General features: G+C 30.5%; 23 protein-coding genes. 22 read left to right on the forward strand and 1 reads right to left on the reverse strand.

Annotation, left to right across the window (positions count from 1 at the left end):
- Positions 1-7 precede the first annotated feature (7 nt).
- Positions 8-982: a DUF4837 family protein gene (locus ACTU6T_RS06460; RefSeq protein ID WP_460220420.1), complete on the forward strand. Its 975-nt coding sequence runs from the start codon at positions 8-10 to the stop codon at positions 980-982.
- 50 nt (positions 983-1032) lie between these two features.
- Here ACTU6T_RS06460 and ACTU6T_RS06465 read toward each other — a convergent pair whose 3' ends face one another.
- Positions 1033-1221, reverse strand: coding sequence for a Sec-independent protein translocase subunit TatA/TatB (locus ACTU6T_RS06465; protein WP_460220421.1), 189 nt, complete (start codon positions 1219-1221; stop codon positions 1033-1035).
- Positions 1222-1336: 115 nt separating this feature from the next.
- On the opposite strand from ACTU6T_RS06465, the gene ACTU6T_RS06470 reads away from it, so the two are divergent.
- The 21 genes from ACTU6T_RS06470 to ACTU6T_RS06570 all read left to right on the forward strand — a co-directional run bounded on the left by ACTU6T_RS06470 (position 1337) and on the right by ACTU6T_RS06570 (position 22386).
- A complete protein-coding gene (locus ACTU6T_RS06470) occupies positions 1337-2203 on the forward strand; it encodes a M23 family metallopeptidase (protein WP_460220422.1) in 867 nt (288 codons plus the stop codon).
- Entirely contained in the window at positions 2203-3705 is a 1503-nt protein-coding gene (locus tag ACTU6T_RS06475; protein ID WP_460220423.1) for a GH3 auxin-responsive promoter family protein, read from the forward strand. The genes ACTU6T_RS06470 and ACTU6T_RS06475 overlap by 1 nt, the downstream gene beginning before the upstream one ends.
- Before the next feature lie 29 nt (positions 3706-3734).
- Complete coding sequence (locus tag ACTU6T_RS06480) at positions 3735-5432, forward strand: DUF6909 family protein (RefSeq protein WP_460220424.1); 1698 nt, start codon at positions 3735-3737, stop codon at positions 5430-5432.
- Between the two features lie 4 nt (positions 5433-5436).
- Positions 5437-6492, forward strand: coding sequence for a hypothetical protein (locus tag ACTU6T_RS06485; RefSeq protein WP_460220425.1), 1056 nt, complete (start codon positions 5437-5439; stop codon positions 6490-6492).
- Positions 6482-7537, forward strand: a complete 1056-nt coding sequence (gene rfbB, locus ACTU6T_RS06490) for a dTDP-glucose 4,6-dehydratase (protein WP_460220426.1) — start codon at positions 6482-6484, stop codon at positions 7535-7537. The genes ACTU6T_RS06485 and rfbB overlap by 11 nt, the downstream gene beginning before the upstream one ends.
- A gap of 2 nt (positions 7538-7539) precedes the next feature.
- Positions 7540-8409: a glucose-1-phosphate thymidylyltransferase RfbA gene (gene rfbA, locus ACTU6T_RS06495; protein ID WP_460220427.1), complete on the forward strand. Its 870-nt coding sequence runs from the start codon at positions 7540-7542 to the stop codon at positions 8407-8409.
- Entirely contained in the window at positions 8406-8951 is a 546-nt protein-coding gene (gene rfbC / locus ACTU6T_RS06500; protein ID WP_460220428.1) for a dTDP-4-dehydrorhamnose 3,5-epimerase, read from the forward strand. Before rfbA ends, rfbC begins: the two co-directional genes overlap by 4 nt.
- Positions 8948-9799, forward strand: coding sequence for a dTDP-4-dehydrorhamnose reductase (gene rfbD / locus ACTU6T_RS06505; RefSeq protein ID WP_460220429.1), 852 nt, complete (start codon positions 8948-8950; stop codon positions 9797-9799). The genes rfbC and rfbD overlap by 4 nt, the downstream gene beginning before the upstream one ends.
- Positions 9796-10599 carry a 3'(2'),5'-bisphosphate nucleotidase CysQ gene (gene cysQ, locus ACTU6T_RS06510; protein WP_460220430.1) on the forward strand — a complete coding sequence of 268 codons (804 nt, stop codon included), beginning with the start codon at positions 9796-9798 and terminating at the stop codon, positions 10597-10599. The genes rfbD and cysQ overlap by 4 nt, the downstream gene beginning before the upstream one ends.
- On the forward strand, positions 10599-11054 hold the full coding sequence (locus tag ACTU6T_RS06515) for a DUF2061 domain-containing protein (RefSeq protein WP_460220431.1): 456 nt from the start codon (positions 10599-10601) through the stop codon (positions 11052-11054). The genes cysQ and ACTU6T_RS06515 overlap by 1 nt, the downstream gene beginning before the upstream one ends.
- Position 11055: 1 nt before the next feature.
- Positions 11056-11658 carry an adenylyl-sulfate kinase gene (cysC, locus tag ACTU6T_RS06520; protein ID WP_460220432.1) on the forward strand — a complete coding sequence of 201 codons (603 nt, stop codon included), beginning with the start codon at positions 11056-11058 and terminating at the stop codon, positions 11656-11658.
- Positions 11651-12556: a sulfate adenylyltransferase subunit CysD gene (gene cysD / locus ACTU6T_RS06525; protein ID WP_460220433.1), complete on the forward strand. Its 906-nt coding sequence runs from the start codon at positions 11651-11653 to the stop codon at positions 12554-12556. Before cysC ends, cysD begins: the two co-directional genes overlap by 8 nt.
- Positions 12557-12567: 11 nt before the next feature.
- Positions 12568-13821: a sulfate adenylyltransferase subunit 1 gene (locus ACTU6T_RS06530; protein ID WP_460220434.1), complete on the forward strand. Its 1254-nt coding sequence runs from the start codon at positions 12568-12570 to the stop codon at positions 13819-13821.
- Positions 13822-13829: 8 nt separating this feature from the next.
- A complete protein-coding gene (locus ACTU6T_RS06535) occupies positions 13830-14348 on the forward strand; it encodes a hypothetical protein (RefSeq protein WP_460220435.1) in 519 nt (172 codons plus the stop codon).
- Positions 14349-14414: 66 nt separating this feature from the next.
- Entirely contained in the window at positions 14415-15734 is a 1320-nt protein-coding gene (locus ACTU6T_RS06540) for a flippase (protein ID WP_460220436.1), read from the forward strand.
- A 38-nt stretch (positions 15735-15772) separates the two neighbouring features.
- Entirely contained in the window at positions 15773-16687 is a 915-nt protein-coding gene (locus ACTU6T_RS06545) for a sulfotransferase family protein (RefSeq protein ID WP_460220437.1), read from the forward strand.
- Positions 16688-16742: 55 nt separating this feature from the next.
- Positions 16743-17720, forward strand: coding sequence for a glycosyltransferase family 2 protein (locus ACTU6T_RS06550; protein WP_460220438.1), 978 nt, complete (start codon positions 16743-16745; stop codon positions 17718-17720).
- On the forward strand, positions 17701-18876 hold the full coding sequence (locus tag ACTU6T_RS06555) for a glycosyltransferase (RefSeq protein WP_460220439.1): 1176 nt from the start codon (positions 17701-17703) through the stop codon (positions 18874-18876). The genes ACTU6T_RS06550 and ACTU6T_RS06555 overlap by 20 nt, the downstream gene beginning before the upstream one ends.
- Before the next feature lies 1 nt (position 18877).
- Positions 18878-20041, forward strand: coding sequence for a hypothetical protein (locus ACTU6T_RS06560; protein WP_460220440.1), 1164 nt, complete (start codon positions 18878-18880; stop codon positions 20039-20041).
- Position 20042: 1 nt separating this feature from the next.
- Entirely contained in the window at positions 20043-21356 is a 1314-nt protein-coding gene (locus ACTU6T_RS06565) for an O-antigen ligase family protein (protein WP_460220441.1), read from the forward strand.
- Positions 21343-22386 (forward strand): glycosyltransferase family 4 protein, encoded by a 1044-nt coding sequence (locus ACTU6T_RS06570; RefSeq protein WP_460220442.1) that lies wholly within the window; start codon positions 21343-21345, stop codon positions 22384-22386. The genes ACTU6T_RS06565 and ACTU6T_RS06570 overlap by 14 nt, the downstream gene beginning before the upstream one ends.
- Positions 22387-22475 lie beyond the last annotated feature (89 nt).

Below are 22475 nucleotides of genomic sequence, written 5' to 3' on the forward strand. Positions count from 1 at the left end.
AAAAAACATGATAAATAAACTATTCAGTCTATTGATAATTGCTACTTTGATTTATTCTTGTGGTGATAACAAAGAACAACGTTATGTGTCGGCCTCTTCAGGAAATATAAATAATATTGTTGTTGTTGCTGATAATGTTTTATGGGAAAATCAAGTAGGGGACGTCATACGAGATGTATTGGCAGCTCCAGTTAATGGTTTGGCCAACGAAGAACCTCAGTTTTCAATGAGCCAAATGCCCCCAGCTGTTTTTACTGGATTTGCAAAAAAGAACAGAACCGTTTTAAAGATTGAAAAAGGAAAAGATGCAGCAACAAAAATTGCAACTGATGCTTTTGCAAGACCCCAGACTATGGTGGTTGTTTCTGGAAAGACGAATGCTGAGATTATTAAAGAAATACGGACGAATGCTGAAAAAATAATAGATGCATTTAATAAAACTGAAATTACCGAACGTCAAAGACGTACGAGTAAATCATTATTTGACGACTCTAAATTAAAAGAGAACCTAGGCATTTCCCTTAAATTCCCTTCGGCTTATAGGATCGCTAAGTCTGAAGAAGATTTTTTCTGGATTCGAAGAGATATCAAAACGGGTAATGTTGACTTAATGGTATATGAAGTTCCATTATCTTCAATTAGAAAAGGAGATAGTGCGGTTGTAGATATTGTTAGAGTTAGAGATTCTGTTGGGAAGATTCATATTGAGGGCGCAGCCGAAAACACATATATGGGTACCGAACGTGCATTTACGCCTTTTATTAATGATGTAATTATAGACAACAAACCAAGTTATGAAACGAGAGGCATTTGGGACTTAATAAACGCTTATATGTCTGGGCCCTTTATTAATTATGCTATTGAAGACAAAGTGAATAATCGCTACATTATTTTAGAAGGATATGTCTTTGCACCTTCTATAGAAAAGAGAGATTATATATTTGAGCTAGAATCGATTATAAAATCGGTAGCAATACAATAAAAAAGAGACGTGATTATCACGTCTCTTTTTTATTGTAAAAGTATTACATATTATTCTTTGTCATTTGCAGCTTTTGAATTGTCTTCTTCTTTGCTAGCATCTTTAAATTCTTTAATACCGCTTCCAAGTCCTCTCATAAGTTCAGGGATTTTCTTTCCTCCAAACAATAATAAGACAACGATTACTATTAAAGCAATCTGCCATGCTCCAAAAGCTAAAAATATGCTTGATGTTATCATAACGATTAAATTTGAACTGCAAAGTTAATAATTAAACTTCAAAATAAACGTTTAATCACAAACTTTAAGAACCACATCTAAAACTTGGGCTTATTTTATTTAATTTTGTGCGACAATGGCAAAACAGGACAAAGAACAAAGATTCAGAAAGAAATTACTTCATAAGTATCGTTTGGTTGTATTAAATGAAGATACTTTTGAAGAACGCTTTGCTATAAAACTTACACGCCTTAATGTTTTTGTAATTGCTTCCTTAGGCACTATCTTGCTTATTGCTGGTACTATTTTTTTAATTGCTTTTACATCACTAAAAGAATATATTCCTGGCTATTCTTCTACGGCACTTAAAAAGCAGGCTACGGTTTTAAATTACAAAACGGACTCCTTACAGCAAGTTATTAATCTGAATGAGCAGTATTATTCTTCAATTAAAAAAGTGCTTACAGGAGATGTAAGTACTGTAGAGTTTAATAGAGATTCTATTATTGATGCTGCGAGTATTGATCCTAGTAGTTTAGATTTAAAACCCACTAAAGAAGATTCATTACTTAGAGATTTAGTAGATAAAGAGGATAAGTACAACATATTTGAGTCGACCATTTCATCCTCTAATTTTGTGCTTTTTCCACCTGTAAATGGGACAATTTCTGAAGGCTATAATATTAAAGACAAACATTATGCTGTAGATATTGTTGTTGCTAAGGATACACCAGTTAAAGCCACAGCAGATGGGACGGTGATATTTGCTGAATGGACTTCGGAAACGGGTTATGTGGTTATTATTGAGCATAGTTATGAACTTATTTCAGTATATAAACACAATGCATCTTTAACAAAACAACAAGGTGATCTAGTGAAATCCGGAGAAGTAATTGCTATGGCAGGAAATACAGGAGAATTAACTACAGGTCCTCATTTGCACTTTGAACTCTGGAATAGAGGTTATCCAGTAAACCCAACAAATTTTATAGATTTTAACTAATGATCTCTCTTAAACCAAAGCTAGCAAAACTTTTTGCAAAGAATGTTAGAAAGTCCATTTTAAGATGGTCTAATAAGCCTGTTGAAACCCAGAGCAGCGTGTTTCAAAAGCTAATAAAAGATGCAGCGAAAACTCAGTTTGGGAAAGACCACGATTTCAAATCAATTAAAACACATCAAGACTTTGTTAATCGCGTTCCTATTCGAGATTATGAAGCCTTAAAATACTATGTGGATCGTGTGGTGGCTGGTGAAGAAAATATCCTTTGGAAAGGAAAGCCTTTATATTTTGCGAAGACATCAGGTACGACATCAGGTGCTAAATATATTCCGTTGACTAAAGAGAGTATGCCAACACATGTTGAAGCTGCGCGAAATGCCATTTTAATGTACATTGCCGAAACTGGAAAGAGCAAGTTTGTAAATGGAAAGATGATTTTTTTACAAGGAAGCCCAATTTTAGAAGAAAAAAATGGTGTTCAATTAGGGCGACTTTCAGGAATTGTAGCTCATTATGTTCCGAAATATCTTCAGAAAAACAGAATGCCTTCTTGGGATACAAATTGTATTGATGATTGGGAAACCAAAGTAGAGGCGATTGTAGATGAGACTTTACCTGAGGACATGACTGTCATTTCTGGAATACCGTCTTGGGTACAGATGTATTTTGAGAAAATTAAAAGTAAAACGGGAAAGCATGTTGGTGAAGTTTTTAAAAACTTTAACTTATTCATTTTTGGTGGAGTAAATTATGAGCCTTATAGAGCAAAATTTGAAAACTTGATAGGCCGAAAAGTAGATAGTATTGAATTGTACCCTGCTAGTGAAGGGTTTTTTGCCTTTCAAGATAAACAAAACGAAAAAGGGATGTTACTACAGTTAAATTCAGGGATATTTTATGAATTTATACAGGCAGATACTTTTTTTGATGAGAGTCCTAAACGCATTACAATTAAAGATGTTGAGGTTGGTGTTAATTATGTAATGATTATTTCTACCAATGCTGGGCTTTGGGCATATAATATTGGTGACACTGTTGAATTTACATCAACTAAGCCGTATCGCGTGATCGTTTCAGGAAGAATTAAGCATTTTATTTCAGCTTTTGGCGAACATGTTATTGGTAAGGAAGTTGAACAGGCATTGCAAGAAGCTGCCTCAAACATTAGTATTAGTGTTTCTGAATTTACAGTGGCTCCTCAAATTAACCCAGACTCTGGTTTGCCATTTCACGAATGGTTTATTGAATTTGAACAAGAACCAGACGATATTTCAGAATTAGCAAAGCGAATTGATTTATCAATGCAACAACAAAACACTTATTATTATGATCTTATTGTTGGAAACGTGCTACAACCACTTAAGTTGACTGTTATTAAGAAAAATGGATTTCAGAATTACATGAAGTCTATAGGTAAATTAGGAGGGCAAAATAAGATTCCTAGACTATCTAATGATAGAAAAATCGCAGACGCTTTATACGCTCAGAAATTAACTAAATAGTGCTATATTTGTCCGCAAACCTAATGCGAATGAATAAAAAGAAAATTCACGAAAGAACGAGGGCTCAAGAAAGTTCAAATGCTATTGAAAAAATGTATGTCACAATGCGACATTTATTCAATCGTGGGTTTTATAAACCCATGGGAGTTTCTGGTGAAACACTGCGCGAATCTCTATTATTATTACGACCTGAAATTTATGGTTCAATTTCCGAAGAGAAAGCAGAACTTGAAGGCCTTTTGTATGTAATAGATAGGCTTCCTCAGGGGATTGAAGAATGTTCGTTTATTAACTTAACCAGTGATGAAGGCTATGGAAATTCGCATTTTAAGCCTATAATCCCTCCAAAACGTCGTCGTAATTGTTATCGTATAGATGATGAACAAATGAATATTGAGGTGACTAGAGGGCGTTCAGAAATTTATGACATACTAACCCACTTAACATTTTTATTTGTAGAATCTCATAAAATAAGTAAGCGCGTTTTAATTGATGAGCAAGGCGGAACAACTCGTGATTGGATCAAGCTAGAAAAAGCAGTCCTTTCTAAAAAGAAATTGACGCAACAAGAACGTGAGGTTGCCATTACACATACTGCTAATATATTAGGAAGAACGTTTGAAGAGCTTACCAATGCTCATGCTCAGTTTACCACTAAAGTAAAACCTGAACGTTTACTTCATATAATCTATTGGTTAGGGAAGTTAGCCATTGAAGAAGTCATTCATAATAAAAAGCGTACAGTAACGTTCAGTCCCGTGTTAAGAGAGCGTTTAGGGCATCATATTCATGGTGAAGTTTGGGCAGATCATATTAAAGCTGTTTTGCATAAAAACAATCTATTGGGTCGTCCAATACATGTGATTAGTGCTAATATGCATAGTGTAATGAATTCTATTTTTGCACCTATTGCTCTAAAAAGTTTGGCATCTAAAAAGGATATTTTTGAGCTATACGAAGCAATTAGTCAAAAAGAAAATGAATCTTTACGCAATAAAATCAATAAGGAAGCGTTGCAGTGTGGAATGACATATATAAAAGATGCGTCGGGAACCAATATTGATGTTCAAATTTTTGATACTGAAAAAATTGATTTTTCTAAGACAGATATTAGTGTTGGAGACTCTTTTGATCAAGGAGAGAAACCTGTCATATTTGTGATGGATTATGCATTTGGTGAGCAAGCTTATGAAACCATGGATGAACTTTTAAAACCAATTAAGGTTAACGGTGAAAAAGTACATCTAAATGTTGAATCTGTTTCAATAATGGGAAAAGCCGGAATATTAGAAGGGGGTAAAGGAGATATTATGATTCCTTCTGCTCATATATTTGAGGGTACAGCAGACAACTATCCGTTTAAAAATGAATTATGTAAGTCTGATTTAGAAGGTCAAGGAGTTGATGTGTATGAAGGCTCAATGATTACAGTTTTAGGCACATCACTTCAAAATAAAGAGATATTGAAGTTTTTTTACAATTCAACATGGAATGTCATCGGACTTGAAATGGAGGGAGCGCATTACCAAAAGGCAATACAAGCTGCTTCTAAAGTAAGAGGAAGCATCAACCCAAATGTAAAAGTGCGCTATGCCTATTATGCAAGTGATAACCCGTTAGAAACTGGAAGCACACTGGCCTCAGGAGGATTAGGGACTTCTGGAGTTAGGCCAACATATTTAATTACAAGAAAAATTTTAGAACAAATATTTAATAATCAATATTAGAGATATGAGTGAAAAGTTACCTAATACCAATCAAAACGATGAAATAGATTTAGGTGTTTTATTTAATGCGATAGGACAACTTTTTGACAAGTTATTTTATTTTATAGCTAATGTTTTTAAAGGTATTTTTTCTATTGTAGTTTATGGTTTGAAGCCATTAATTGCAAACTTCAAGCTGATTTTTTTAATAATGACCATAGCTGCAGTTTTGGGTTATGTATTAGAAAAATACAACCCAAAGTCTTATAAGTCGGTTATGTTCGTAAAACCCTATTTTGATTCTAAATACCAATTAGTGAATAATATTAATTATTTCAATGCATTAATAGGGAATGAAGATTATGAGACATTAACAGAAGTATTTGATATTTCCAAAGAAGAAGCAAAGATTATTAATGGGTTTGAAATTGATATTGGTCCAGAAAGTGAAAATGATAAAATCAAACAATATGATACTTATTTAAAATCCTTAGACAGTATAAGAGCTCAAGATATAAGTTATGAAGAATTTATTGAAAATAGAGATATATTTTCATCTGATTTTTTTGAAATATCGGTTGAAGCTAACAAAAAAGATATTTTTAAAAAACTAGAAGACGGATTGATTAGTTCTTTTGAAAATACGTATTCAGAAAAGAAAAAGAAAAAAAGAGACTCTTTAATTTATTTACAAAAACTAAGTATAGAAAGATCCATTATTTCTGTTGACTCCCTGCAGAAAGTTTATATTAAAGTTTTACAAGAAGACTCTAAATCAGCTAGTAATACCATAAGTTTAGGGGAAGGGTTTTCTATAGAACCAGAAAATGCTAAAACTAAAGAATTTGAGCTATTAAACAAAGAATTGCAATTAAGAAAAGAGTTGAGAGTATTAGACGAACAGAAAATAGAAGAAAATGATTTTTTTGATATCGTTTCTGGATTCCAAGAAATAGGTAGTATAAATAAAAGCTTTCTCAAAAAATACACTATAGTTTTACCATTATTAGCTTTTTTAATTATTTGTTTAGCTTTTTTAACCAACAAAATTATTAGGTTTATAAACAGTTATGAGAAATAGAAAAACAATATTGATTACTGGTGGAGCAGGCTTTATAGGTTCCCATGTAGTAAGATTATTTGTTAAAAAATATCCTAAATATCATATTTTTAATTTAGATGTTCTTACTTATGCAGGTAATTTAGAAAATCTTTCAGATATTGAAAATGAACCTAACTATACGTTTATTAATGGAGATATAACAAATAGATCATTGGTTAATAGTCTTTTTTTATCTCATAAGTTTGATAGTGTTATCCATTTGGCCGCAGAATCTCATGTTGATAGATCTATTAATGACCCATTAACTTTTGTACAAACTAACGTAATAGGTACGATGGTATTATTAGATGCATTCAGGGATTGTTGGCAAGATAATTTTGATGGAAAGTTATTTTATCATATTAGTACAGATGAAGTTTATGGAACTTTAGGTGAAACAGGTTTATTTACTGAAAGCACAGCATATGATCCTAATTCACCATATTCGGCATCAAAAGCTTGTTCAGATCATTTTGTAAGAGCTTATGGCGAAACCTATCAATTGCCTTACGTAATTACGAATTGCTCTAACAATTATGGTCCAAATCAATTCCCTGAAAAATTAATTCCATTGTTTATAAATAATATCATTAATAACAAGCCATTACCAGTTTATGGTGATGGGAATTATACTCGAGATTGGCTTTATGTTATGGATCATGCAGGAGCAATAGATCAAGTGTTTCATAAGGGTTCTAAGGGAGAAACCTATAATATTGGAGGCTTCAATGAGTGGAAAAACATTGACCTTGTAAAGCTTTTATGTCAACAAATGGATATTAAATTGGGTCGAGAGATAGGAAGTTCAGAACAGTTAATTACATACGTTAAAGATCGACCAGGCCACGATTTGAGATACGCAATAGATGCTTCTAAAATCAAAGATGAATTAGGGTGGCAACCTTCAGTGACCTTTGAAGAAGGTCTTTCTCAAACGATAAATTGGTATTTAGAAAACCAAAAGTGGTTAAATAGTGTAACTAGCGGAAGATATAAATCATATTACCAAAAACAATATAGTTAGGAATGAAAGGAATTATTTTAGCTGGAGGTTCTGGTACTAGATTGCATCCATTAACCTTATCCTTAAGTAAGCAGTTAATGCCTGTTTATGACAAGCCGATGATATATTATCCCCTTTCAACACTAATGTATGCTGGAATACGTGAAATATTAATTATTTCAACACCTAAAGATCTTCCTCTATTTAAAGAATTATTAGGTGACGGTAAAAAATATGGATGCACATTTGAATATGCTGTTCAAAATGCTCCAAAGGGCTTAGCTGAGGCTTTTATTATTGGTGCTAATTTTATAGGAACTGAAAAAGTAGCTTTAATATTAGGAGACAATATCTTTTATGGATCTGGTTTATCTGATTTATTACAAACCAACAATGATCCGGAGGGAGGTATAATTTATGCATATAGAGTACATGACCCCGAGCGTTATGGAGTAGTTGAATTTGATGCCAATGGTCAAGCAATTTCAATTGAAGAAAAGCCTGAATTTCCAAAATCAAATTTTGCTGTACCTGGGATATATTTTTATGATAATATGGTGGTAGAAATTGCTAGAAACATAAAACCCAGTAAAAGAGGAGAGCTTGAAATTACAGATGTTAATAAAGAATACTTAAGACAAAATAAGCTCAAAGTAAGTATACTTGATAGAGGTACAGCATGGCTAGACACTGGAACTTTTCAATCTCTGATGCAAGCATCCCAGTTCGTAGAAGTCATTGAAGAAAGGCAAGGGTTAAAGATTGGGTCTATAGAGGCAGCTGCTTTTGAAATGGGATATATTAATGAATCTGAATTTAGAGATTTAGCAAAACCATTGATGAAAAGTGGATATGGAAAAAATTTGTTAGGGTTATTGAAAAACAAAGCATGAATATAGAACAAACAAAACTTCAAGGCTGTTTTGTAATTAAACCTAGAGTTTTTCAAGATGAAAGAGGATATTTTTTTGAAAGCTTTAACCAAGGTGCTTTTGATAAAATAAGAACTACTAAAACATGTTTTGTGCAAGATAATGAATCTTACTCTACCAAAGGCGTTCTAAGAGGGCTGCATTATCAAACAGGCTTACATGCTCAAGCTAAATTGGTACGTGTTATAAAAGGTGAAGTTTTAGATATAGCAGTTGATATTAGAAGGGACTCCAAAACATTTGGAGAATATGTTAGTGTTGTATTATCGGAAGAAAATAAAAAACAGCTATTTATTCCAAGAGGTTTTGCTCATGGATTCATTGTATTAAGTGATATTGCTATATTTTCATATAAATGTGATAACTTCTATAATAAAGAGTCTGAAGCAGGTATTATATATAATGATCCTACTCTAGGCATTGATTGGAAGTTAGAACAAAGAGAATATATCGTTTCAGAAAAAGATAAAATATTACCTAAATTTCAGGAAGCTAGATTATGAAAAATATTTTAGTTACAGGAGCAAATGGTCAATTAGGACAAAGTTTAAAGGCAATCAGAGAGAAATATCCTAATTTAAATTTTATTTTTACTGACAAAACGAGTCTTGATATCACAAGTATAAAGGAGGTTAATCGATTTTTCAAATCAAATCATTTTGATTGGTGTATAAATTGTGCTGCTTACACCCTTGTAGATAAAGCCGAAAGTGATATAGAAAATGCCAAACGAGCTAATGTTTCTGGAGTTCGAAATTTGGCAAAAATATCTAAAGAAAGTAATGTTAAAATGATTCATGTTTCTACAGATTTTGTTTTCGATGGGTATCAAAACAATGCCTATATTGAAACAGCAAGCACAAGGCCTTTAAATACTTATGGTCGTACAAAACTGGAAGGAGAAAAAGAATTAATTAAGGAAAATTCAAAACATTTTATTGTTAGAACATCTTGGTTGTATTCAGAATTTGGTCAAAACTTTCTAAAAACCATGCTGCGTTTAGCTAAAGAAAGAAGTGAGATAAAAATTGTTTCTGATCAAATAGGAACACCTACCTATGCTAGAGATTTGAGTGTGTTCTTGCTTAAGATTATTAATAATGATAGTAACGCTTATGGTGTATACCATTACAGTAACGAAGGTCTAGCTAGTTGGTATGATTTTGCAAAAGCTATTTTCGATATCAATGGTAATGATTTGATTGTAAAACCAATAAATACAAGTTTATATCCAACCGCAGCACAAAGACCTTTATTTAGTGTTTTGGATAAAACTAAAACAAAACAAGAATTCAATTTGGATATTCCTTATTGGAGAGATAGCTTAAAAACCGCAATATTAAATTTATGATACATAAAGACTTAAAAACTGCAATTCAAGCTTCATTGAAGGCTGGTGAAGTTATTATGGAAGTTTATGATACAGATTTTAATGTTGAGATGAAGGAAGATATATCTCCACTAACAGAAGCCGATAAGAGAGCAAATGACATCATTAATACTTACCTAAAAGAAACACTTATTCCCATTATTAGTGAAGAAAACAAGAAAATAGATTATTCGGTAAGAAAAGAGTGGGGAAAATGTTGGATTGTGGATCCTGTTGATGGCACTAAAGAGTTTATAAAACGAAATGGAGAATTTACTGTCAATATTGCTCTTGTAAATAATGGTATTCCTGAACTGGGAGTTATATATGTGCCAGTTACAAAGACCCTTTATTTTGCTGATAACATTAAAAAAATGGCATTTAAAATTGTGTTAGAATCACATAACACAACTATTGAGGATGTACTACAATTTGCGATTAAATTAACTCCTAAAACCAAATCTAAACATATACAAATTGTTGGTAGTAGATCGCACCTTAGCCAAGACACATTAGATTTTGTTGGCACTTTAAAAAAAGATGGTTTTGAAGTTGATATGGTATCAAGAGGGAGCTCTCTAAAATTTTGTTTAGTTGCCGAAGGATTGGCAGATATATATCCGCGATTTGCTCCAACAATGGAATGGGATACTGCAGCAGGACAAGCTATTTGTAACGCAGTAAATGTTGATGTAATTTCTAATGAGACACAACAACCCCTCCTTTATAATAAAGAAAATCTATTGAATCCTTGGTTTGTAGTTTCTAAGTATAAATACTAATGACAATTTACAAACAAGAATCACACATCAGAAGCCTATTGAAGGGGGTTTCATGGAGAATTGTTGCGACATCGGATACAATTTTAATTGTCCTAATTGTTACTTGTCTGACAGGACAATGTAGTATTGAGAATGCATTTATAATTGGTACAGCTGAGTTCTTAATTAAATTTTTTATTTACTATTTACATGAAAGACTTTGGCAACAACTTCTAAATAATAAAAAGGTTACTAAGAGACAAACACTTCACAAAACAATTTCTTGGAGATTAATTGCTACAACATTAACTTTTTTAATTTCTGGAACAATACTAGAAGCATTTGATCAAATAGCATTGTATATTGCACTTACAGAATTATTTACGAAATTCGCATTGTACTATGCACATGAAAGATTGTGGCTTAAACTACCACTAGGTAGAATTAGACAATTTTTGTTCAGAAAAAAACAATAATATGACGAAACATATCATAGCGCATAACTATCAAATTTCTAAAACCGATAGGATAATTTCTAATGGTCATAACCCTTTATTGGTTTGGTTTACAGGACTTTCAGGTTCAGGAAAGTCTACAATAGCAAATTTAGTTGAGAGACAGTTATTTAAAAGTGGGATAAAAACCTATTCTATAGATGGTGATAATATTAGAGGAGGTATTAATGAAGACCTAACATTTACACCTCAAGATCGTACTGAAAATATTAGAAGAATTGCTGAAGTTTCGAATTTAATGATAGATGCTGGCTTAGTAGTTTTAGCCGCTTTTGTATCACCTTATAAAAAAGATAGACAGAACATAAGAACTATCGTTAAAGATGTTAACTTTGTTGAGGTTTATGTGAATACGAGTATAGAAGAATGTGAGCTTAGAGATGTGAAAGGACTATATAAAAAAGCAAGAGCTGGTGAAATAATGAATATGACAGGGATTTCTGCTCCTTACGAAGCACCAGAAAGTCCTGATATAGAAATAAAAACTGAAAGAGAATCTATAGAAGATTCTGTCAAAAGAATAGTTGATTATATAACGCCAAAATTACAACTCAACAATGAGTAAGTATTATTTAAATTATTTAGATGAATTAGAAAGCGAAGCCATATATGTTTTGAGAGAGGTTTGGGCTCAGTTTGATAATCCAGTAATTTTATTTTCCGGAGGTAAAGATTCTATTTTAGTAACGCACTTAGCAAAAAAAGCGTTTTACCCTGCAAAGATTCCTTTTCCGCTAATGCATGTAGATACAGGGCATAATTTTCCTGAAACTATTAAATTTAGAGATGATATAATCAAGGATTTAGGAGTTGAACTTATAATAGGGTCTGTACAAGAATCCATCAATGAAGGTCGTGTTGCGGAAGAGAGAGGAAAGAATGCTACTAGAAATGCGCTGCAAATCACTACCTTATTAGATGCTATTGAATCTAATAAAATTGATTGTGCAATTGGGGGAGGAAGGAGAGATGAAGAAAAAGCAAGAGCTAAAGAACGTTTTTTTTCACATAGGGACGATTTTGGGCAATGGGATCCTAAAAATCAGAGACCAGAACTTTGGAATATTTTTAATGGTAAACATTTTGAAGGAGAGCACTTTAGAGCATTTCCAATAAGCAATTGGACCGAAATGGATGTTTGGAATTATATTAAGCGCGAAAATATTGCGATACCATCTCTTTACTTTGCTCATGAAAGAGAAGTGGTATGGAGACAGGATAGTTGGATTCCTAATTCGGAGTTTTTAATATTAGAAGATCACGAAGAAATTAAAACAAAAAAAATTAGATTCAGAACTCTTGGTGATATCACAATTACAGGGGGGATTGAATCTGACGCAGACACACTCGAAAAAATAGCAGCTGAGGTATCAGGAATGAGACAAACCGAAAGAGGAAATAGAAGTGATGATAAGCGTTCAGAATCTGCTATGGAAGATAGAAAACGCCAAGGCTATTTTTAAAGAAGTTACACATGTTAGATAATAATCAATTATTACGTTTTACTACAGCTGGTAGTGTAGATGATGGTAAAAGCACATTAATAGGTCGTTTACTTTACGATTCAAAATCTATTTTTGAGGATCAATTACAAGCTATCGAGAATACGAGTAAAAAGAAAGGTCACGATGGCGTTGACTTAGCGCTATTTACAGATGGATTAAAAGATGAAAGAGAACAAGGAATCACTATAGATGTCGCGTATAGATATTTTACAACTCCTAAGCGTAAATTCATTATAGCAGATACACCTGGTCATATTCAATATACAAGAAATATGGTTACCGGAGCATCAACAGCAAATGCAGCTATTATTTTAGTAGACGCAAGACATGGTGTGATAGAGCAAACAAAACGACACTCTTTTATTGCTTCTCTATTACAAATACCACATGTGATAGTCTGTATTAACAAAATGGATTTGGTAGATTATTCTGAAGAGTCCTATAATAGAGTTATAAATCAATTTGAAGAATTTTCTTCTAAGCTCCTTGTTCAAGACATTCGTTTTATTCCAATTAGTGCTTTAAATGGAGATAACGTGGTAAATAGATCTAAAAAAATGAGCTGGTACCAAGGAGCCCCTCTATTACACACTCTTGAAACCATGCATATTAGTAGTGATATTAATAAAGTTGATGCTAGATTCCCGGTTCAAACAGTTTTAAGACCACAAAATGAAACTCATAGAGATTATAGAGGATACGCTGGGCGAGTTGCTAGTGGCATTTTACGAATTGGAGATGAGGTTACTATATTGCCGTCTGGGTTTACATCAAAAATCAAATCTATTGACGCTTTAGGAGAATCGTTAACAGAGGCTTACGCTCCTATGTCTGTATCTGTTACCCTAGAAGATGATATAGATATTAGTAGAGGAGATATGATTGTTAGATCTAATAATAAACCAGAGCCATCTCAAGATATTGAAGTGATGTTATGTTGGTTACATAACAATCCCGCAAAGCCAAGAGCGAAGTATAGCATTCGTCATACAAGTAATGAACAAAAAGCGATGATAAAAGAAGTGGTTTACAAAATAAATATTGAGTCGTTAGGTCGTGATAAAGAAAATAAAGATTTAAGAATGAATGATATTTCTAAAGTAAAAATTAGAACCACAAGACCTTTAATGGTTGATTCTTATAGGGAAAATAGAACCACTGGAAGTATAATTCTTATCGATGACGCAACAAATGAGACAGTAGCCGCAGGTATGATAGTTTAAAAAAAGAAATGGCAATAAATCAAAAATATATTATACTACTTCTTTTCAGTCTTTTATCATGTCAAGAAAACCCTAATAGTAATAAGGTCTTAGCTAAGGAAGTTTCTGTGCCTAATTTTATCATAAAAATTGAAATAAGTACAGACACTGAGGATGATTTTAAAATTATGTTCAATAATATTATAATTGACGAATTCCAGAGCAAAAATGTTCAAGTTAAAGAGCGTATTCCTACTTCTACTGGGTATGAGAGTATTGTTGCTAGTTACTATGGAAACAACACATCTAATGATTTAAGAATAATTTTAGGAATTAAATCAAAGAAAGTTAAATTTAAAAAAATTGATATTTCTTATGTAGATAAAAACTTAGTTATTGATAATGATAATTTTAACAACTATTTTAGATTTAATGAATTTATTTCTTTAGATGATACCACTTTTACGTTTACAGTAACTAATCCATCAAATAATCATACTCCAGTAATCTTTGCTAAAAAAAGACTCATTGACTTTATGTTTGATTAAATATTATAATGAGCTTTTATTAACAAAATACTGTACTAATGATTCTTATAATGAATCATTTTCTTTATGATCAATAAAATAAAAAAAATCTTAAAAAACTTAGATGTTCACACACTAGAAGTTTTAAAAAAAGCTTCTACATCAATTGTCGTAAAAACTCTAGGTGTTTTTGCAAAAATAGTTATTAGTGTTTTTTTGGCTAGAGCATTAGGTGCTGATGGTCTAGGACAAATAAGTATTATAAATCAATTGATTGCAGTTGTAATGATCTTCTCCATGCTAGGAATGGATAACGTTATAATTAAACAAATATCTATTGGTTATGAAAAAGGAAATAAAAAACTGATAGCAGACAGTATATATAGTTCTCTTATAATTAATGGTATAATTGCTCTTTTTATTACATTATTTGGTGTTCTTCTCTCAGGCTTTATCTCGAAAAATGTTTTCGAAATACCAAATTTAAAGGAACCGTTGATTATAGCATTTAGCGTTATTTTATTTGAAACTTTTGGTAGAATATTTACATCTGGAATAAATGGTTATAGGAAAATATGGCAGAGTAACTTATTTCGGGAAGTCCTAACTGTATTTTGCGTTTTATCTGGATTAGTTGCTTTATACGTTTTAGATATAGATTTATCAATAAAACATATAATTCTACTATATGCTATTGGGAAGTTTATCACTTTTATTGTTTCACTAGTCTATTGGAGAAAACTCTTTTATATAAAAACTCATACCTCAAAGTTAATCGTAAAATCAATGCTAAAAACAGCATTACCTCTTTTATTTGTTACTGCAACATCAACACTAGCAGCTTCGGCAGATGTGTTGATGTTGGGTTGGCTGAGTAACTCAAGTGAGGTGGGTTTATATACTGTGGCTTCAAGATTATCTTTATTTATTATTTTTTTCTTACAGGTTTCGAATAGTGCAATTTCACCAAAACTTGCAGCTTTGTATGCTGATGGTAGAATAAATGAAATGAATATAATGGTCAAACGAGTAACTCTCGGATTAATATGTATTGGTTTTTTATTTTTAGCATTGTTAATTTTTGGAGGAGATTATATTTTGAGTATTTGGGGTGATAATTTTAAACAAGCATATTTAATTTTAGTTATTTTAGGAGTAGGACAATTAATCAATATTTCTACAGGATGTTCTGGGTTGTTACTCATTATGTGTGGTTTTGAAAAAACCCACAGTTATATTTCAGGTTTTTTTGTAATATTAAATTTAATTCTTAACTATTTTTTAATTACAAATTATGGAGCAATCGGTGCTGCGATTGCGACTTCAATGACCATTATAGCAGAAAATATTTTCAAAGTCTTTTTTGCGAAGCAAAAAACCGGAGTTTTGACAATTCCTTTTTTATAACTTTTAATAAATACTATTTTTGTTCAAAAGAAGCCATAATGAATAAATTAGATTTTTTTTGTGTTGGAGCTCAAAAAGCAGGAACTACATTGTTACATGATATCTTAATTCAACACCCAGAGATTTATTTACCAGAAGAAAAAGAAGCACATTTTTTTGATGTCAACGAGTTATATGAAAGAGGTGTTGAATACTTTAAAACTTTTTTTAAGTCTTATTCAAATGAAAAAATAATTGGAAACATTAATCCCAATTTACAAATTGAAGACAGATCTCTTCAGAGAATTATTGATTGCTATGGAAATAAAGAAGTTAAAATAATTTTTTTATTAAGAGATCCTGTGAAAAGAGCATATTCTCATTATTTAATGAGTAAAAAAAGAGGTTATGAAAATCAAAGTTTTTTGAAGGCAATCGAAATGGAATCATATAGATTAAAACATCCTAAAACGCATAAAGATTATGAGTCTAATGAACTTGGACATTTTGAGAAAAATCATTTAGGGTATATATCTAGGAGCTTATACTCTACTAAAATTAAATTGATTAAATCACTTTTTCCTGATGAACATATTAAAATCGTTTTTTTTGAAAAGTTCATTAATGAAAAAGATAAAACGATTAGTGAAATACTTGATTTTCTTGGTTTAGATAATACAACGGAGCTAAATACTAATATAAAAAGTAATCCAGCTCAAAAGGCAAACTTTTTTTATTTGTCAAAGTTTTTAAACACATCATCTAGTCTTAAAGATATACTAAAAGTTGTCCTACCTGAGTTTATAAGGAAACCTATTAAAGTCTTTTTGAATAAAAAAAACATGAAAACTTTGTCAGAAAACGAAAAAAATCTCTCTTTTAGTGACTATAGTTCAGTAAACAAATACTTTGTTGATGATATTTTAGAATTGGAGAGGTTATTAGAAATTAAAATTGATTTTTGGCAATATTAATTTTTGAACCCTCACCTTATAAGCATGAAAGTTACGTTAAGTCTAATTTTTATATATGAAAACAACAGCAATAATAGTAACTTACTCCAATAGATTTAATTTACTTACTCAGGTTGTAGACGCGTGTTTAAAAGAAGGCGTAAGTAAATTTATAATAGTAGACAATAATTCAGTTTTAGATAGTAAAAATAGTTTACGTCAACTTCAAGAAGAGTTAGGTAATTCAATGCATGTAATTTGGAATGATAGCAACGAAGGCTCTGCAAAGGCTTTTAAGCAAGGGCTTGAGTTTGCAAAAGACGATAAGGAAGTAGAATATTTATGGTTGTTAGACGATGACAATAAACCAGAAAATAACGCGCTCAATGAGCTCTATGACTTTTGGTTGATTAAGGAGAAAAGTACTCTATGTCTTGTTTCATATAGACCAGATAGAAGCCAATATAAAGACGCTGTTTTAAGTGAAAATCCTGATTTAGTTTTAGGGTGGACTGATAGTTTTTATGGGTTTCACCTGTTTGATAAACTTAGAAAAATAGTTAACCCAAAACCAATAAAAAAAAGCAATAAAAATTTTGGAAGAATTTCCTATGCACCTTATGGTGGGATGTTTTTTCATAAATCACTAATAGATGCTATTGGGTTTCCAAATGAGGATTTTTTCCTTTATTCAGATGACCATGATTGGAGTTATCGAATCACTCATTTGAATAAAAAAATAGTGCTTCTATTAGATAGTGTTGTAAACGATATAGATAGCTCTTGGTATGTTTCGAAAAAGAAGAAGAATGTTTTTCAAACTATTTGTAGTGGAGATTCCTTTAGGATTTACTATACAATTAGAAACAGAATGGTATTCGAAAAAAAATATTTAATACAAAACCCTCTTATTTATAATCTTAATAAACTCTGTTTTACTTCAATATTGTATTTTTATTGTCGAAATAATTCAAACTTTAAAATATTTATCAACGCCATCAACGCAGCCAAAAATAATAAATTAGGTAATAATTATGAAAATATTAATAGTTAATACCTTGTATGCTCCTAATCAAGTGGGAGGTGCTGAAAAATCAGTTCAATTATTAGCAGAAGAGTTACATCGTCAAAATCACAGTGTCATGGTTGTATGTTTGGATAAAGAATCAAACAAGAGAAACATAAATGGAGTTGATATTATTTATCTGGAGAATAAAAACATTTATTGGCCATTTGATGATATTAAAGTTAGCAAAATAAAAAAGATGATATGGCATTTTTTAGATACATATTCATTCTATTACTCCAGTAAATTAAAAGACATTTTATCTAGTATAGACCCTGATGTAGTACATGTGAATAATATTAGTGGGTTTTCAACAAACATTTTAGGTTTTATAAAAAAACAATGTTCAAAACCAATAGTTTATACTGCTAGAGATTATTATTTATTGTGCCACAAAACAACATTTTACAAAAACAATAGTAGATGTGAAACACAATGTGCAGATTGTAAATTTCTTAGTAAAAAGAAGATAAATAATGTTAACAATAATGTATCAGTATTTGTTGGAATTAGTAATTATATTTTAAAAAAGCATATTAATACTGGGTTGAGACAGGATTTAATTAATTCTGTGATTTTTAATTCAGTTGATAATACTTCAATTTCACATAAAACTAAAAAAACCTCTAAAACAAATGTTTTTGGTTTTATGGGAACCATAAGCAAAGCTAAAGGGATTGAAGTTTTATTAGAAGATTTTACATCTTCTAAAATAAATTCCTTTCAGTTTAAACTAAAAATTGCAGGTAAAGGTAACAATCAATACATAAGCTTTTTAAAAAAGAAATATCAAAATAAAAAAATTGAATACTTAGGCTTTGTCAATCCTTCTCAATTTTACCAACAAATAGATGCGCTGATTGTTCCCTCACAATGGGAAGAACCATTTGGAAGAGTAGTAATTGAAGCATCAAGATATGGGTTGCCAATTTTTGTGTCTGAAAATGGCGGTTTGACTGAGCTTAAAGAAATAATTCATTCCGTTTTTGCATATAATATTGAAAATATCATATCATTTATTAATAATAAAGAAAAAAGTATTGATATAGAGCCACAATCTCTTAATGAATTTTCCAATACAATTATTACTGAGCAATATTTAAAACTTTATAAAAGTATATCTGAAAGTGATAAAATAAGATAGTATGAAGTTGAAATTAAATCGAATATTGTTCATTGGAGTTTTCGCTCAATTAATGTCTACTCAAGGAGTTCTTCTTTTTAATGTATTCAAAGCGTTAGGAAACTGGGAAATTAAATCTATTGTGCACCCTTTGTCTTTCTTCATGATTATTGGGACTTTTATAATATTTACAATAAAAAGAATTAAAATAACTAAAATAGATATTATTGCTTTCATCTATTTTTTTTTAATGTTTCTTATCTTATTGTATAATGCAGATGGACCATCCTCTGTTTACTTAGGTTTTAGAGAAGTGTTAATGATATTTGTTTTAACATTTATATATAACCAAATGTCATTAACTAACAAACAATGGGCAATACTTTTGAAGCTCTTGTTTTATCTAGTAATACTAAATCTTTTTTTCGTGTTTTTAACTTATTATTTAGGTCCAGAAGACTATATGAAATTAATTACTGGAAAATATAAATGGGGCGTTGATGATGAATATAAATTCCAAATAAGTGTGTTTTTAAGTCGTTTTTGGAGGTCACCAGGTTTAGTTGGTAGCTCTGGAGCATTGTCTTATTTTGCATTATTCACCTATATTTTAATGGATGATGTTAAAAAGTATAGATATAAAAAATTCTTAGCATTTCTGCTTTTATTCGTAACCTTTACAAGAAGCGCATTATTAGGGTTCGTAATTTATTTTGCTTTACGTTTTTTACTTAATAAAGAGAATATTAAAAGAATGGCTTTTATTAGTAAATATCTTCTAATATTAATAATCGTAGCTCTCATAATATTAAACTATTACGGAATATTAGATATACAATCAATTTTAATAAGAATTGATATATGGTTTAATAGTATTGACGTTGATTATAACTTTATTTATGGTGGCGCAATAGGGGATTCGGGAAGTGCAGTAAGAGGAGAAGGCGCTGTTGCAATCTTAGATAGCTATTGGTTGTTGATGCTCTATTCTACAGGAATAGTAGGTATTTGTATGTGGGGATTGTTTTTTTATGAAAAAGGAATGAGGTCTCAAAAACTCATTATTATAACCGTGGCTATTTTCATTTCAGGCTTGTTTATTACATTAACTCAAGCCATTCCATTTTTAGTAATGTTCCCATTACTTTATTTAAGGAAGTATGAAGATTTTAAGAAAACTATATGATATGAAAAGTAATAAACCAAGGATAGTTTTTTTTTATTTTACGTGCCTAATAGCTCTTTTTCCAATATTGCCATTTTTGTTGAGAAGTATATTTACTATACTTTGGACGGCCTTAGGATTGTATTTATACTTGAATTCTAGAAAAATAAACGGTAAGAAGAAAAATTACAAACTTCTTGTGATTACAATTCTTCCTTTTTTGTGTCTAGTTTTAACAATGGCTTACTCAGAAAATATCGAAAGAGGAATTAGCCTTCTTACACATATGTTGTCTATGCTTGTTTTTCCTGTAGTGCTTTTTCTTAATAAAAGCATGTTTAGTTCAAAACAGCAAAAGACAATAGTATTATGCTTTTGTACTGCAGTATTTTTGTTGGTTTTAATCCAAATCTCATTTTCAATATATAATATAGAGTATCTATTGAGCGACCTCAGTCAACATGAAATAAAAATCAATAACCTTCAAAAATATGCAGAGATTGATTCTGAAACGATAAACAGAATAAAAATAAGAAGATTAAGAAAACTAGTCATAGAAAAAGTAGATACTCACCCAACGTATCAAGGCCTTTGGATTGGGTTTGTTATTTTTTTATTAATTAAAGAAGTCTTTTCTAAACACAAAATTGTAATAAAACTGTTTTTATGCCTTATCACATTATTATTATTTGGGTGGTTATTGTTATTAGCTACAAGAATGCCTGTGTTAGCAATTTTTGTGTCTTTTTTAATGACATTTATTATAGTTAAAAGATATAGTAAAAGAGTATATTTTACAGCTTCAGTTATTTCTCTTTTGTTATTATTAAGTGGTTATTATTTTATAAAACCTTTTAAAAACAGAATAGATGAAGTTTACAAAACTAAATTTGAATTACCAACAAAGACAGGAGATATAGAGACTTATAACTCAACCAATGTTAGAAACGGAATTTACTATTGCGCAATTGAAGTTATTAAGGAAAATGCAATTTTTGGTGTTGGTGTGGGAGATAATCAAGAGCAATTAAACAGATGTTATGTCGAAAAAATTGGAACTAAAATATATACTTGGAGAAACTTCAATAGTCATAATCAATTTTTGTTTTTCTTTATATCGTCAGGAATTATTGGCTTAGCTATTTTTGTTTTTTCATGGATTGTTTTTTTTAAAAATGCAATTAATACTGTACATGCTTTATATTTGTTTTTTTTACTTTTAACATTTTGTATTTCCATGACTGAAAACATATTAGTAAGATCAGACGGAGTGATGTTCTTTGCTTTTTTTAATGGTTTATTTTTATTTAACAAAACAAAGAATGATAATAATTAATGCTCGATTTCTAACTCAAAGAATTACAGGTGTACAAAGATTTGCCTTAGAATTATCAAAGAGAATAAAGAGTCATTACAAACACAATGTTGAGTTCGTAACTCATTCGGGAATTATTCATAAGGATTTAGCCAAAGAACTTGATGCTAAAATTATAGGCATAAATAAAAGCCACTTATGGGAACAATTTGATTTATACTTTTATTTATTGAAAAAGAATAAGCCATTATTAATAACCTTTGGCTATACAGGCCCTTTGTTTTATAGAAATCAAATAATCTCTATACACGACATAGCTTTTCGCCATTATAGAAAGTCTTTTTCTAGGTCTTTTTCTTTTGTATACAATTTCTTAGTTCCAAAGCTAGCGAGAAAGGGCTTACATGTACTTACAGTTAGCAAAGCTTCCAAAAAAGAAATTCATGAAGAGCTAGGTATTTCAAAAGAAAAAATAACTGTGATTTATAATGGTTTATCTTCTATTTTTAAAACAAAGACTAAAGAATTTCTTGAAGAAAACGAAAAATATATTCTTACGGTTTCTTCACATCATCCTAGAAAAAACTTTAATCGTTTGATAGAAGCTTTCTCTCAAATAAATAATGATTCTTTAAAACTTTATATTATTGGTAATAAAGTAAAACATTTTAAAAATGAAAATAAAAACGCTATTAAAATTGATAATAGAGTTAGATTTTTAAGTGATATATCAGATGAGCAATTAGTTACATATTATGACAATGCTTTATTGTTTGTTTTTCCTAGTATTTATGAAGGTTTTGGAATCCCAATTATTGAAGCTATGAGTAGAGGGCTTACTTGTGTTATTTCTGACATTCCAGTGTTTAAAGAGATAGGAAATGAAAAAATGGTTTATATAAATCCATATAAAACAAACTCAATTAAGCAAGGTATAGAGAAAGGTATTGAAGAAAGTGAAACAAAGAAGCTTTATAATATTCAAGATTTTTCATGGTCAAAAAGCGCTAATAAAGTTATTGAGTTAATCGAAGAGTACACTAATAATTAAACTGTTTATTGAACTATTTTTCAATAATTAATGTATTTTTGCCAATGCTATAAAGCTTTAAGTAATCTTAAAATAAAGAGTCTCTCAAT

This window comes from Psychroserpens citreus, from assembly GCF_055686305.1.

Excerpts from the sequence above, each read along its gene's own strand:
- ACTU6T_RS06535 (WP_460220435.1), top strand. The coding sequence starts at position 13,830 with ATGGCAATAAATCAAAAATATATTATACTACTTCTTTTCAGTCTTTTA.
- ACTU6T_RS06565 (WP_460220441.1), top strand. The coding sequence starts at position 20,043 with ATGAAAAGTAATAAACCAAGGATAGTTTTTTTTTATTTTACGTGCCTA.
- ACTU6T_RS06460 (WP_460220420.1), top strand. The coding sequence starts at position 8 with ATGATAAATAAACTATTCAGTCTATTGATAATTGCTACTTTGATTTAT.
- rfbB (WP_460220426.1), top strand. The coding sequence starts at position 6,482 with ATGAGAAATAGAAAAACAATATTGATTACTGGTGGAGCAGGCTTTATA.
- ACTU6T_RS06550 (WP_460220438.1), top strand. The coding sequence starts at position 16,743 with ATGAAAACAACAGCAATAATAGTAACTTACTCCAATAGATTTAATTTA.
- ACTU6T_RS06465 (WP_460220421.1), bottom strand. The coding sequence starts at position 1,221 with ATGATAACATCAAGCATATTTTTAGCTTTTGGAGCATGGCAGATTGCT.
- ACTU6T_RS06515 (WP_460220431.1), top strand. The coding sequence starts at position 10,599 with ATGACAATTTACAAACAAGAATCACACATCAGAAGCCTATTGAAGGGG.
- ACTU6T_RS06475 (WP_460220423.1), top strand. The coding sequence starts at position 2,203 with ATGATCTCTCTTAAACCAAAGCTAGCAAAACTTTTTGCAAAGAATGTT.
- ACTU6T_RS06485 (WP_460220425.1), top strand. The coding sequence starts at position 5,437 with ATGAGTGAAAAGTTACCTAATACCAATCAAAACGATGAAATAGATTTA.
- rfbA (WP_460220427.1), top strand. The coding sequence starts at position 7,540 with ATGAAAGGAATTATTTTAGCTGGAGGTTCTGGTACTAGATTGCATCCA.
- ACTU6T_RS06480 (WP_460220424.1), top strand. The coding sequence starts at position 3,735 with ATGAATAAAAAGAAAATTCACGAAAGAACGAGGGCTCAAGAAAGTTCA.
- ACTU6T_RS06560 (WP_460220440.1), top strand. The coding sequence starts at position 18,878 with ATGAAGTTGAAATTAAATCGAATATTGTTCATTGGAGTTTTCGCTCAA.
- ACTU6T_RS06540 (WP_460220436.1), top strand. The coding sequence starts at position 14,415 with ATGATCAATAAAATAAAAAAAATCTTAAAAAACTTAGATGTTCACACA.
- rfbC (WP_460220428.1), top strand. The coding sequence starts at position 8,406 with ATGAATATAGAACAAACAAAACTTCAAGGCTGTTTTGTAATTAAACCT.
- ACTU6T_RS06570 (WP_460220442.1), top strand. The coding sequence starts at position 21,343 with ATGATAATAATTAATGCTCGATTTCTAACTCAAAGAATTACAGGTGTA.
- ACTU6T_RS06530 (WP_460220434.1), top strand. The coding sequence starts at position 12,568 with ATGTTAGATAATAATCAATTATTACGTTTTACTACAGCTGGTAGTGTA.
- ACTU6T_RS06545 (WP_460220437.1), top strand. The coding sequence starts at position 15,773 with ATGAATAAATTAGATTTTTTTTGTGTTGGAGCTCAAAAAGCAGGAACT.
- cysC (WP_460220432.1), top strand. The coding sequence starts at position 11,056 with ATGACGAAACATATCATAGCGCATAACTATCAAATTTCTAAAACCGAT.
- cysQ (WP_460220430.1), top strand. The coding sequence starts at position 9,796 with ATGATACATAAAGACTTAAAAACTGCAATTCAAGCTTCATTGAAGGCT.
- rfbD (WP_460220429.1), top strand. The coding sequence starts at position 8,948 with ATGAAAAATATTTTAGTTACAGGAGCAAATGGTCAATTAGGACAAAGT.
- ACTU6T_RS06470 (WP_460220422.1), top strand. The coding sequence starts at position 1,337 with ATGGCAAAACAGGACAAAGAACAAAGATTCAGAAAGAAATTACTTCAT.
- cysD (WP_460220433.1), top strand. The coding sequence starts at position 11,651 with ATGAGTAAGTATTATTTAAATTATTTAGATGAATTAGAAAGCGAAGCC.
- ACTU6T_RS06555 (WP_460220439.1), top strand. The coding sequence starts at position 17,701 with ATGAAAATATTAATAGTTAATACCTTGTATGCTCCTAATCAAGTGGGA.